This window comes from Mucilaginibacter oryzae (assembly GCF_003148845.1).
GTDB classification, from domain to species: domain Bacteria; phylum Bacteroidota; class Bacteroidia; order Sphingobacteriales; family Sphingobacteriaceae; genus Mucilaginibacter; species Mucilaginibacter oryzae.
Map to the genome: position 1 here is coordinate 254,610 of NZ_QGHA01000001.1, position 12,778 is coordinate 267,387.

Here is a 12,778-nt window from a genome sequence, read left to right on the forward strand (position 1 = left end):
AGCGATATCACAGTATTAAAACTGATTATCAGTCTCTTTAGCAGAGTTTATAGCAAACAACAGGCGGGCCAAAGTAAACTTAACACACAGTTTACGTTTTGGTTTAATACCCGCTTTACATTTACCACCATAAAAAAACAGGATGAAAAAAGCTTTTTTAACCTTAGCGCTTGCAACCGCATGCATTGCGGCTGCTATAGCTGGCATTACCAACTTTGCCGGCAAATGGGAAGGCAAACTGGAAACCGAAACCGGCGACGTTTATCCGCTGCTGTATAATTTTCAGGTTGATGGCGATAAGCTGAGCGGTACGGCCAAAACGCCCAAAGGTGATATGCCAATTGAAGACGGCAAAATAAACGGCAATGAATTTAAATTCACGGTTAGCATAGAGGATATCCACATTGTCCACACCGGCAAATTTTATGGCGACTCGGTTGGGGTTGATATTGAAGCTAACGGAACCAAAGTGCACACCACACTGAAAAGGTGCCCCCCTGCCCCCTAAAAGGGGAGTTTGGCAATATGAGCTACATGATATAGTTCTTAGCAATCTTTTAATCCCATAAATCACGGTTCAGAAAAATCGGTGTAATCAAAAACAATCGACGTAATCCCAAAAAATAAAAAACAGCGAAATCATCGTAATCAAAAAAATAAACGGTTCTTTCTTTATATTTATAACAACCAAAATACAATTTATGAAAAAGAAATTTTTTACTACAACCTTATTGGTAAGCTGCTTTATGATAGCACTTGCCGCCATAGCCGATTTAAATGGTAAATGGGCCGGAAAACTGGTAATGAGCGACGGACAGGAATATCCATTATTGTACAATTTTAAAGTTGACGGCGACAAACTAACCGGTACCGCTTTAACTCCCGAAGGTGATGTTGACATTAAAGAAGGTAAAACAAACGGCACCGATTTTTCGTTTACCGTTTCAACCAGCGGCATTGTGATCCCTCATACAGGTAAATTCATGGGCGATTCGATTAGTGTTGAACTGGATATCAACGGTTCAAAAGCTAACTCGATTTTAAAGAGACCAAAACAATAAACACAAGATCACAAAATCCTTCATGCCGAACTTTTTCGGCGCCCCTGGATAAAAAACCTTACCGGTAGCGGTAAGGTTTTTTATTTTAAATAAACTTTAAAGAAATAAAATTGTATATAGTTTAACTCACAACAAAATAACATCTGCTAAAACTATATCTGCAATGAAAAAAGAATTCCTGATCGTATGCGCTTTTGTCGCTATTACTGCATTCAGTTTTATTTCGATGGCAAATATTAACGGCAAGTGGACGGGCGCTTTAAAACTGCCCGACGATAGTGATTTTCCGTTAAGTTATACTTTTAAGGTAGATAGCGGCAGGTTAACCGGCACTGCGCATGCCCCGCAAGGTGATGTAACTATTACCGATGGTATGATCAATGGCGATAATTTTTCGTTCAGCATCCCCGTACCCGGAGGCACATCGCCACATACGGGTAAAGTATACCAGGATTCGTTAAGTATGAACCTGGTTTATAAGGGGCAGCATCTGCATGCAACACTCGTCCGCAGCAATTAGTAACGTTTATCGGTAGTGTTTAAAAGTTTATTTTAAATTACACGTTGCTTGTTTAGCGCTTTGAGCTTACCTTTGCGGCATGCTGCAACGTATTACAGCCTATTTACTCATCTTTTCGCTGATCACGGCAAACTTTTCGCGTTTTTTTGTTTACGCGGGGTTTGAAATGAACAGGAATTACATTGCTGCGAAGCTTTGCGAAAACAGGGACAAGCCCTGGATGCACTGCGATGGCAAATGTTATTTCATGAAAAAGATAAAACAGGCAGAGGACAAGCAGGCCAGCGACGAAAGGCAGTCGCAAAAGAGCCTCTATCAGGAGGTTTATGTCATCAGTTCAACTGATGTTAAATTCCACTCCAGCCTGTTGCAAGTTATTTCAACCCCTTACCTCAAAACCGTACCGGCCGATCGCCCGGTTACGATATTCCGCCCTCCGCAATTAGGATAATCATTTCATTTTTTGGTTTTTGATTGAATGGGATAGGTATGCCCGATGCTTAACGCGCGTGTAACTTACTAACCTGTTCTGCGCTTCGCCGAACCACCTTCTCTCCTGCTACGCAGCAAAGAGGGTTGGGAAAACACTTTAAAAAACATACTTTAAGAGATTCTCCCTCTCCTTTGGGGAGGGCCGGTGTGAGGCTTTATCCTCCTGCCCCTATTTATGCGCAGCATAGAGAGGGGTGACGAGCGCAGCGATGCCAGGGTGAGTAACCTCTCTGCCCATCAATCAAAATCCGCCGTACCCTACACTACCCATTTTTACACCGGGAGGCAACTCCCGCAATACTATATAATGAAACGATATTTAATCCTGATCATACTATTTATACTTACTAACACCCTGACTTACGGGCAAACCACCATAAAAGGAACTGTTACTGATGCCGTTACCCACGAAGCCATTGCCGGCGCATCCATATGCAAAGCCGATGCCACCAACGGGCAAAAACTGGGCATGACAAATGCCAGGGGGCAGTTCAGCATCAACATCGATGGCGTAACGCAAATTAAATTTGCCATGGTTGGTTATAATACGCAGATCATCAATGTATCCACCATAAAAGATCAGAGGCTTGATATCGGCCTGGAGCCTTCTACTGTCGATCTGCAGCCGGTTGTGGTAACCGCGAGCCGGGAAGGGCAGGCAAGGCAGGATGCACCTATTGCCATCAGCAAAATTAACTCCACCCAAATTAAGGATACTAAAGCAACCGCGCTTTACCAGTTGCTGAACAAAGTGGCGGGCGTATATATGGTAAACCTTGGCAACGAACAGCATACTATGGCTATCCGTCAGCCCATAACCTACAACGCATTGTATCTGTATATGGAAGATGGCTTGCCTATCCGTCCTACGGGCATCTTTAACCACAACTCGTTGTATGAAATCAACATGTCGGGCGTTAAAGATATTGAGGTGGTAAAAGGCCCGGCCTCATCGCTTTACGGCAGTAACTCCATTGGCGGCGCGGTTAACTTTATTACCCAGGGCCCGCCTACGGGTTACGCCGGTAACGTATCGGTACAGGGCGACAATTATCACTACCGCCGTGTTGATGCCGATGGTGGTTTTACCCAGGGCAAATTTGGTTTATATGTGGGTGGATATTTAGCCCACCAGGGCGAAGGCTGGCAGGATTACTCTGCTTTTGATAAGTACTCGGGCAACTTCAAAACCACTTACGATTTTAGCGCGAAAACCAAACTCACCACTTCGGCTGCTTACAATTACCTCAATACCCAAACTCCGGGCAGTTTGGATAGCGCACACTTTTATAATCGCAGTTACAGCGCTAACCAACGCTTTACCTACCGTAAAGTAAAATCATTCCGCGCCAGTACAAGGTTAGACCAGCAATGGAACGATAAGAACAGCACCTTTGTAACCTTATTTTTCCGTCAAAACTCTACCGCACAGTTGCCAAGCTACTTCATTTCGGACGTAAGGGATAACAACGGCGTTTACCAAAGCAGCAACGGACAGGTAAATGATCAACGCTTTCACAGCTTTGGTTTATTGGCCCAGCACCGGGTTGATTTCGATTTTCTGCATTCGAGGTTAATAGGGGGCGTTTACGTAGATGACAGCCCAAGCTCGTACTACGCGCAGTACCTGGATATCACCAAAGATGTTGCCAACAACTACTACACCGGCTTCACCAATACCGGCCGCTATATTGATGATTATAAAATCAAACTGTTTAACACAGCCGCGTACGTTCAATACGAGGTTAAACCTACCGAGGCTTTGCGTATTACCGGTGGTTTAAGGTACGATAGGGTTCACTACGATTTTACCAACGGTATCCCGGCAGGCCAAACCAAATACAAACAACAGGAAACCAATAATTTTAATATTGTTGCTCCCAAACTGGGCCTAACCTACAACTTTGGCGCTAATAAAGGTATTTACGCCAACTACAGCGTAGGTTTCCAGCCGCCGGAAACAGGCGACTTATACAGTTCGCGCCAGTTAACCCCGCTTAAACAGGCTACTTTTGATAATTATGAGGCAGGGGGCTGGTTCGCGGCATTTAATAAGATGCTGTACTTTGAATTGAGTGTTTTTGATCTGGAAGGCCACAACGAGATCATCAGTCAGCTATTGCCTGATAATACAACACAAAATCAAAACGCGGGTGCAACCCGCCACCGTGGTATTGAGTACGCTTTAACCCTTGCTCCGGTTAAGGATTTAACTTTCCGTTTTAGTGGCACCAATGCCCGCCATACTTACGTAGAGTACAGTGAGGTGCGCACCAATTACAGTACCGGTGCCAATACCGTGATTAGCTACAATGGTAACCGCATGACTAACGCCCCGGCCTGGATAGCCAACTCCGAGCTTACTTACAAACCACATGATCTGCCAGGTTTCAGGATAGCTACCGAGTGGCAGCACATTAACCACTACTTCACCAATCCGGCAAATACCAAAACTTATGGCGGTTATGATATTTATAACTTACGTATGGGTTACGATGTTAAAAGCGGTGCGTTAAAACGTGCGGGCATCTGGTTTAATGTGCTTAACTTAACCAACAAGCTGTACGCTACAACAGTAACCGGTAACCAATGGGGCGATACCTATAATGCCGCGCCGCCGCGTACCTATACCTTAGGTATCAGTTATTCATTTTCAAAATATTGATCATGGCATCAGCAGCAATAAAAAGCAAATTTTACAAATGGCACAGGTTGCTGGGGTTAATATCCCTGGTACCGGTGATATTCCTGACACTGAGCGGGTTGTCGCATCCCTTCATGTCAAACTGGTTCAGGCCGTCAATAGCGCAAGAGCTTTTCAAACCCCTTGCGCAAAACCAGATGAAACCAGCTTTATCTTTACAGCAGGTATTGGATAAAAACGGCATTAGGGCTATCCGCAACTTCGCGCTGGTTAACTTTAAGGGCAATACCTTTTACCAGGTTTTAGGGCAGGATAGTGTTTACAATTACTATTCGGCGGGTGATGGTGTTTTGCTAAAGGATGGCGACCGCCTTTACGCCACCTACCTGGCCCGGTATTTCACGCAGGACTCGACATCAAACATCAAAAAGATCGACTATCAAACCACATTCGACGAGTTTTATCAGCCTATTAATCGTTTGCTACCCGTTTGGAAGATCAGCTTTGACCGCCCCGACGGTATGGATGTTTATGTAGAAACCGGCCAAAGCCGTATGGGTACCTTCAATAACAATACCCGTAAGGCCTTTTTGTGGACCTTTGAACAGTTCCATACATGGCAGTTTTTAGCCGATATTGGCGGCGATACTTTCCGTAATGTGGTGCTGCTGATAATTATGGCGGCGATGCTTTTCGCCCTGCTGAGCGGAATAACCGTTTATGGCCTGTTTTGGAAAAAGTTTAAATCCATCCGCCAAAATCAAAAAGTTAAGGGTACAGATGACAGGCGTTTTGTTCACCGCTTTCACAGGCAACTGGGGCTTATTGTTTCTTTCGTGATGTTTACCTTTGTTGTAAGTGGCGTATTTCATCTTGCCGTTAAACTGCATAATACGGAGCACGGCATAACCAATTACGGCGCGGTAATCGAACGGAATGAACTTGGCATTTCCAATTTGCAATTGCCGCTGGCGGATAGCCTGATCAGCCATATCGGTTTGGTTTCGTTTGCCGACAGCAGCTATTACCAGGTAACAGACACTAAAAAGCAGATTCGCTATTTTAATAGCATAAGCGGCAAAGAATTAAATAACGGCGACGAACAATATGCCCGTTTTTTGAGCGCTTATTATCATGGCAACAAACACGATACCCAAAAAAACTATGGCAGGATCAAGGTGCAACCTATTAAACAGTTTACTGAAGAGTATGGCTTTATTAACAAGCGCCTGCCTGTGCAGCAGGTAAACTATCCCGGTAACCAAAACTGGTACATTGAAACCACCACCTCAAAACTGGCTACAAAAGTTGCAGGTATTGACAGAATAGAGGGCTTTTCTTTTATATTTTTACACAAATACTTTGGCATGACCTGGGCTGGTAAAAACGTCCGCGATATGGTGAGCATGCTGGCCGCCCTGGGCGTGCTGGTGGTATCAATATTCGGTTTTGCCTCATTCATCAAAAACAAATAAACCCGATATGAAAAAAAACCTCATCCTTTTTGCACTGGCTGCTTTAGCCTTAGGCGCCTGCAACAGTACCGTTAAAAACAAAGAAAAAGCCGATACTACCGCCGCCGCCAAAAAGAAAGGGAAATATACATGCACGATGCACCCTGATTTGACCTTTGATAAACCCGGCGATTGCCCTAAATGCGGCATGGCTTTGGTTGAGCGCGATACTACCACGGATAAAAAGTAAGCCAAAAAGGCTTTTATAACTTGCGCTCGCTTGCAACGAGGGCTTAATATGGGTTTGCGTTTATAACACAAATTGCGCGATACAATTGCGAAACCACGTTAAGCACTCGTTCTGTAAACGAGCGCAAGATCAATCGCAAGGAAGCGGGTAAAAAGTAAGCTTAACATTTCGTAGATCATTTTAAAAGTGTCATTGCAGAACCAGGTAGTTACATGAGCGGGTGCAGCTCTGACTTTAGCATTACTTCATTTTGCAATGACCTTTTTTTATCCGCTATCCTCCTTAACAAATAAATCACTAATTTTGGCCGAATGAAAAAGGTGGAAGTATTGAAATTGATTGACCTGGTTGAAGAGATCAGGAAACTTGATGAGCTGATTCAGCAGAGCCGCGCAAAAAAAACTTCCGATTTTGTGATCAACCAATACGAAGCCAAAAAGGTTAAACTGGTGGGTTCTATTATTACTGAACTTGCCTCCGCTCCTATCCAATCTGTTGAAAGTTTCCTGCTTGTTCAAAAAATCCTGAACAAGTACTATCCTAACGTTAACGAAGAGGGGCTGCTTAAAGATGATGACATCAGCAAAATTGCTGCTGTTATTTAATAACCGCTATAATAACATATCCAGAAAAGCGGTTTGTTCCAACCCGCCTTCGCCTTTCCAAAAGGTTGTTTTCGGGTGAAAATGCTTCCATGAATGCCAGTATTCCTGGTAGGCCTGTACTTTGTTTAGCTTTTCGCCTTTTCGCGTACCGGAGATACAAAGCCCATCCCAATCCCAAACAGATGCCGTTTCATCGTCGGTAAGCATTCCGTTAGCATTCAGTTTAAAATGAAGGGTTTTGCCTTTTACCATTGTATTCCAGGCATGATAGCTCAGGCTGTCTTTTTCAACGCCTATCAATAAAGGCATGTGGTTAACCTCGTCATTCAGCAATCGCTTAATGCGCATATGCCGCCAGTTATAAGCTTTGGCCTGCCCGTTGATAATTACACCTATAACCCAGCTTTTACGGTTTAAGGAGTCTTTATTTTTAAGCGAACTATCCTTATCTACAGCCTGCACGCGATCATAATTTTTCAGGTCGGCATAATCAGCCGTATAAAGTTTATCCGGCTGCAGGATCAGGGTTTCCGGGTGTTTTTGCAACCATGATGACAGGGTAAGCTGCTCATAGGGCAGTTCGGTTAATTGTTTGCCCTTCAGCTTTCCAGCGGCAGCGCTGCCGGTGGCCTGGTACCACCAGGTTTTGGTACTTTCATCTTCAATAATGGCATTGTAATGCCTTGCGCCCACCAAACGGAAATTTTGCCGTACGCCATTAATAACCGGGCTGTAAACCCTGCCTGTGCGACACATGGTACAATAGGTTATTAACACCGGTTTATTGCCAACCTCATCCTGCAATTTATGATGGTAACCAAGGTATATTAACGGATAAGCTTTAGCAACGCCATTATTAACTACGCCAATAACCAGGTAGTTTAAAGGCACATGATTGGATAAGCCGGTGGAGAAAACCGGTTTATCGGTTTCTTTAAACATGGTTTCGGCTTTGTACATATAATCGGTAATATAAAAGCTGCCTATGCAAAGCATAAATACCGAAGCCTTTACCACCTTTTGTTTAAATGTATTTTTAGCGTAGTATTTAAAAAGGTACCAAACAATAAAAAGCAAACCTATAATGCGCAAAGGCATAACCACTTTTTCGAGGTAGTAGCAAAAAGTGATGGCGTTTAAATCCTGGCTACCCGGAAAAGGCATCAACAGGTAAGCATGCACCAAACCCGGAATCACAAGCAATATGATGCCGGTCCAGAATACCTTAGCGCTATTCCATTTCATTTTAGTCGGGTAACTTCGCCGATGCCTGAGCCTGTGTTTCAATGTTTACAATCGGTTTATAATTTCCTAATTTATAAAATTTTATAAAAACCAATAGCACCTGTAATAAATAGTTGCAATTGAATTTTACTTTACCCTTACGTTGATCACAGGCCCTATTCATAAATTTGAATCAACACAAAAAACTGAATGATGAAGGTAGAAATATGGTCGGACGTGATGTGCCCGTTTTGTTATATAGGTAAACGAAGATTTGAAAAGGCATTGGCGGGCTTTGAACATAAAGACGAAATTGAGATTGAATGGAAGAGTTTCCAGCTCAACCCCGATCTGAAAACCAACCCGGATATCAACATTAACCAATACCTTGCCGATATTAAAGGTTTCAGCGTTGATCATGCCGCGCAATTAAACAACCATGTTACCCAAATGGCGGCGAATGAAGGGCTCACTTATAACTTCGACAAAGCTATAGTAGCTAACAGCTTTAACGCGCACCGCATGGCCCACCTGGCCAAACAGCGCGGTTTGGGTGACGCGGCAGAAGAAGCTCTTTTTAAAGCTTATTTTACCGAAGGCCGCAATATCGATGACATTGAAACGCTTACAGAATTAGGTATGGGTTTAGGATTGCCGCCAGAAGAACTTAAGCAAACATTAGCGAGCGACCGGTATGCCGATGATGTGAAACACGATATTGCCGAAGCGCAATACCTTGGTGTAAGGGGCGTGCCGTTTTTTGTACTTAACCGTAAATATGCGGTATCCGGCGCGCAGGAGCTTCCCGTTTTTAACGATACCCTTACCAAAGCATTTACAGACTGGCAACTGGAAAACCCGAAGCCAACTTTTGATACTACGGAAGGCCCATGGTGCGGGCCGGATAGCGATTGCTGATTTTGGCCAGGAAGAAGAGTTTGGTGACTGACAGCTTCATTTTTTCAACATAATGTACAAGGCGAATAAATTGCTTATATTTAAGCACTTAAAAACTATCGCAATTGGTTTTATCATATGAAAAAAATTTACCTTCAAATTTCGGCCTGCTTATTCGTAATAACTTCAGTATTGAGCAGTTGCAAACTTGATCCCATCCTTCCTCCTGATAAAGAACTTAAAGCTATTGATAAGAAACCTGATACCGGCACCGACCCAGGTACAGGCACAGATCCTGGCACCGGTACCGATCCGGGAACAGGCACGAATCCGGGTACCGGTACAGGAACGGACCCTGGAACAGGGACAGATCCGGATAGTGGAGCGGAGGATGGCTCTGACTATCCTGCTGCTGCACAGGGAACTATTTCGTACCAGGTTAACGGGGGTGCTAAGGTAACCAAAAGCAATGCCACACTTGTTACTGTTGAGCCGGGTGGCTTTTTCGCTAACGGATCAAGTTCCGTAAACGCTGTAAATATGAATACCGGAGATATGTTCCAGTTAATGATATTGAATGTTAAACCGGGTACTTATGATATTGGCGCCCTTAACGCGGATGTTGACGGAACTTTTTTTGGAGGCAAAGTTAAGTTTACCACGTTGAACCATTCAAGCGTTTCGAATGGAAATGCCGTAGGCACATTTAAGGCAGAATTTAAAAATCTCGGCACCGGTAAGATTAATGTTATAGTGGGATCTTTCAATATAAAAAGCTAATCAATAACTCATTAAGCTTAAAAAGCGGTTATATTGTCTCTTCAGGCAATATAACCGCTTTTTTATTAAATACCTCGATACCCTATCATGAAGTTAAAAACGATTTAGCTTAACTAATTTATATTCAATTACGTATCTTTGCGACAAATACACATAGTGTCATTTAGACACATTTGATATTATTTTAACATGACCAACTCTCCTGCTTCCAAACCACCGATAAATAAGATAGCGCTCCGTATCGCCGTAGGGGCTATGTTTTTTATGGCAGGTTTAAGCTTTTCGAGCTGGGCTTCACGCATTGCAACCGTTCAGCAAAACCTTGGCTTATCTGATGCCGGCCTTGGAGCCGTGTTATTCGCCTTACCGGTTGGGTTGATGTGTTCGCTGCCATTTTCAGGATGGATCATCACTAAAATAGGCAGTAAAAAGCTTGTGATCATAGCGCTTATTGTTTATGCAATGGCATTGGTTACGCTTGGCCTGGCCCAAAACCCGTTTCAACTGGTTATCTGTTTAATGTGCTTCGGTTTTTCAAGCAACGCGGTTAACATAGCCGTAAATACCCAGGCTGTTGCCACCGAGCAATTGTACCAACGCCCTATAATGGCATTTTTTCATGGCTTATGGAGTTTAGCGGGATTTACAGGCGCAGGCATAGGCACATTCATGATAGCAAACGGCGTTATCCCCTTACATCATTTTATGGCCATGCTGATAGTGATAGCTCTTGGCGTATTGATAGCGGCACAGTATCTTAAAGACGACAAGGTTACCGATGCGGGGCCTGCTTTTGTTATGCCCGATAAATCGCTTATTAAACTGGGGGTTATAGCCTTTTGCTCGATGATTTGCGAGGGGGCAATGTTCGACTGGAGCGTGATCTACTTTAAAAAGGTAGTGCTTGCGCCAACAGCACTTGTAGGCGTAGGCTTCACTACTTTTATGTTTACTATGGCCGGGGGCCGCTTTATAGCCGACTGGTTTGCACATCGCTTTGGTTTAAAACGAACCCTGCAGGTAAGCGGCTCGTTAACAGCCACAGGCCTGGCTATTGCCGTAATATTCCCTTATGTGTACACCGCCCTGTTTGGCTTTCTACTGGTAGGTGCAGGCGTCTCGTCGGTTGTGCCTATGGTGTACAGCGCCGCGGGTAAATCAAAAACCATGGCACCAGGGGTAGCGCTGGCGGCGGTATCAACCATAGGCTTCCTGGGCTTTTTGGTGGGTCCGCCGGTAATAGGTTTTATAGCAGGTATAGCTACGTTGCGGGCGTCATTTATTCTGATAGCCTGTATGGGGATCTCGGTGGTAGTGGTTTCAACCAAGGCCAAACTTGACCAGGACAATAAAACAGCAAACATTACCGACGAACCGCCTATAGATTTCAGCCCTCCCGTGTCAGATCTTCGTTCGAAGGATTAAGGAGGTATTCAAATTGCTCATGCCCGTTGTGAAAAATAAACTTGAGCCGTTCTTTAGGGGCATCAATATCCAACGATATTAAACCAAGTGTCTGGGGTAAGTTATCCCTGATCAATTTCAAATCAGTAACGTTAGGCATCTCTACAAAAATATCATCGCCCTGCGGTTTAATGAGCCAGTTTTGCAGGTTAGCATTTCTTAATGTATCAATCCATTTTTGTTGGTAAGCATTCATATATCGTCCTATTTAAGGAATAAAATACCTTAACAGCCTTTTTGTTTTGTTACAAGCCTTAGTTTAGCTACATCAAACTGTAATAATAAGGGAATAATGGCATCATTAGTAGGCCCTGTTGGGCTGCCCGTAAACACCCAGCGGTGTAATCCTGTTTTGAAAAATAACCGTTGGGCTGTTAAAAAAACGCACAAAATCATCAGCGCTTTGCTGGCCGGGATAGGGCGCGTAATAATGATGTTCGTTACCGTTACGCCAGGCCATCGCATAACTCACTTTGTGTTTTTTAAGGATGGGAAGCAAAACGTTGGTCCACCAGTTATCCATCGGGATAGCTTCGTATCCTGTTTCGGGCAGGCAGCTTAATTTACGGTGTTTTTGGGCAACAGCGTCAACAATACCAAGTCGCTTATCCAGCTTTGTTTGATAATAAGCCACGTTTGTTGTACAATAGTTGTCAAAGCCTACAAAATCCACATAGTCGTCGCCAGGATATCTCTCCAAAAATTCTTCTTCCGATTCAAAATCCGCAGCCGAATATACAATGAGCAGGTTATGCAGTTTCCTTTTATCGCGAAGGTAATTGATGGTAAATTGCCATAACGTTTTAAAATCAGCAGGCGTACAGGTGTTTTTGCACCACCAGAACCAGTTACCCGTAAGTTCGTGAAAGGGCCGGAACAATACAGGGATAGGCTCACCATCTGAACCCTTCATACCAGCGAGATAATCGGCAGCTCTGTCGAGATATGCTTTATACACATCGTGAAAGCTACCTCCCGCAATTAGCTCTTTAACTGTTTGCATGGTGGTGTCCCAGGCAGTTTTGCCATTGACCGGGTTGTCCATATGCCAGCAGAAAGTGTTGATGCCGCCACGTTCATATACTGTTTTTACAAACTGTTGCTGTTGTTTAAACGCAATGCCATTAATATCATGAATACTATCGTGTTCAATCTTTGCTAAATCCCATCCGTATAGGGCAGGATATGATCCGGTTACACTCTTTACATCCGACCTGCCTGCCTCATCCCGCCAACCTACTCCGTAAGCCAGATCATCGTGGTGACCAAATATTACACCGCCATTAACCAAACGCTGCATGCTGTAAAATAGCTGCCGGGTTTGGGTTGTCGCTTTCCTGTCAGAAGGTTCAAACAGTTGAGCCATAGCAGTATAGTTAATTACCAA

The 12,778-nt window shown here is 43.9% G+C and carries 14 protein-coding genes; 11 read left to right on the top strand and 3 right to left on the bottom strand.

Going from position 1 to position 12,778, the window contains the following annotated elements; translation table 11 throughout:
* The first annotated feature begins 142 nt into the window (after positions 1 to 142).
* From LX99_RS01025 to LX99_RS01060, 8 genes are all read left to right on the top strand, one after another.
* Complete coding sequence (locus LX99_RS01025) at positions 143 to 508, top strand: glycoside hydrolase (protein WP_109605607.1); 366 nt, start codon at positions 143 to 145, stop codon at positions 506 to 508.
* A gap of 193 nt (positions 509 to 701) precedes the next feature.
* Entirely contained in the window at positions 702 to 1,061 is a 360-nt protein-coding gene (locus LX99_RS01030; protein WP_022831675.1) for a hypothetical protein, read from the top strand.
* Between the two features lie 163 nt (positions 1,062 to 1,224).
* The gene (locus LX99_RS01035) at positions 1,225 to 1,581 is read left to right on the top strand and encodes a hypothetical protein (protein ID WP_109605611.1); all 357 of its coding nucleotides are present in this window, start codon (positions 1,225 to 1,227) and stop codon (positions 1,579 to 1,581) included.
* Positions 1,582 to 1,660: 79 nt separating this feature from the next.
* Positions 1,661 to 2,032 (top strand): hypothetical protein, encoded by a 372-nt coding sequence (locus LX99_RS01040; RefSeq protein ID WP_109605613.1) that lies wholly within the window; start codon positions 1,661 to 1,663, stop codon positions 2,030 to 2,032.
* 216 nt (positions 2,033 to 2,248) lie between these two features.
* Positions 2,249 to 4,738: a TonB-dependent receptor gene (locus LX99_RS01045; protein ID WP_109605615.1), complete on the top strand. Its 2,490-nt coding sequence runs from the start codon at positions 2,249 to 2,251 to the stop codon at positions 4,736 to 4,738.
* 2 nt (positions 4,739 to 4,740) lie between these two features.
* A complete protein-coding gene (locus LX99_RS01050) occupies positions 4,741 to 6,192 on the top strand; it encodes a PepSY domain-containing protein (protein WP_109605617.1) in 1,452 nt (483 codons plus the stop codon).
* 7 nt (positions 6,193 to 6,199) lie between these two features.
* Positions 6,200 to 6,421, top strand: a complete 222-nt coding sequence (locus LX99_RS01055) for a heavy metal-binding domain-containing protein (protein ID WP_109605619.1) — start codon at positions 6,200 to 6,202, stop codon at positions 6,419 to 6,421.
* Positions 6,422 to 6,732: 311 nt separating this feature from the next.
* Positions 6,733 to 7,026 carry a hypothetical protein gene (locus LX99_RS01060; RefSeq protein WP_109605621.1) on the top strand — a complete coding sequence of 98 codons (294 nt, stop codon included), beginning with the start codon at positions 6,733 to 6,735 and terminating at the stop codon, positions 7,024 to 7,026.
* 6 nt (positions 7,027 to 7,032) lie between these two features.
* Here the strand turns inward: LX99_RS01060 and LX99_RS01065 are convergent, their stop codons facing one another.
* Positions 7,033 to 8,271: a DUF3179 domain-containing (seleno)protein gene (locus LX99_RS01065; RefSeq protein ID WP_109605623.1), complete on the bottom strand. Its 1,239-nt coding sequence runs from the start codon at positions 8,269 to 8,271 to the stop codon at positions 7,033 to 7,035.
* Positions 8,272 to 8,460: 189 nt separating this feature from the next.
* On the opposite strand from LX99_RS01065, the gene LX99_RS01070 reads away from it, so the two are divergent.
* The 3 genes from LX99_RS01070 to LX99_RS01080 all read left to right on the top strand — a co-directional run bounded on the left by LX99_RS01070 (position 8,461) and on the right by LX99_RS01080 (position 11,352).
* Positions 8,461 to 9,168 (top strand): DsbA family oxidoreductase, encoded by a 708-nt coding sequence (locus LX99_RS01070; RefSeq protein WP_245927816.1) that lies wholly within the window; start codon positions 8,461 to 8,463, stop codon positions 9,166 to 9,168.
* 117 nt (positions 9,169 to 9,285) lie between these two features.
* Positions 9,286 to 9,927 carry a hypothetical protein gene (locus tag LX99_RS01075; protein ID WP_109605625.1) on the top strand — a complete coding sequence of 214 codons (642 nt, stop codon included), beginning with the start codon at positions 9,286 to 9,288 and terminating at the stop codon, positions 9,925 to 9,927.
* A gap of 189 nt (positions 9,928 to 10,116) precedes the next feature.
* On the top strand, positions 10,117 to 11,352 hold the full coding sequence (locus LX99_RS01080) for an MFS transporter (RefSeq protein ID WP_109605628.1): 1,236 nt from the start codon (positions 10,117 to 10,119) through the stop codon (positions 11,350 to 11,352).
* On the opposite strand, the gene LX99_RS01085 is transcribed toward LX99_RS01080, so the two are convergent.
* Both LX99_RS01085 and LX99_RS01090 read right to left on the bottom strand, forming a co-directional pair.
* Entirely contained in the window at positions 11,315 to 11,587 is a 273-nt protein-coding gene (locus LX99_RS01085; protein WP_109605631.1) for a hypothetical protein, read from the bottom strand. The two genes, LX99_RS01080 and LX99_RS01085, sit on opposite strands and share 38 nt — an antisense overlap.
* 105 nt (positions 11,588 to 11,692) lie before the next feature.
* Positions 11,693 to 12,757 (bottom strand): glycoside hydrolase family 26 protein, encoded by a 1,065-nt coding sequence (locus tag LX99_RS01090; protein WP_170122593.1) that lies wholly within the window; start codon positions 12,755 to 12,757, stop codon positions 11,693 to 11,695.
* Between the last annotated feature and the right edge of the window lie 21 nt (positions 12,758 to 12,778).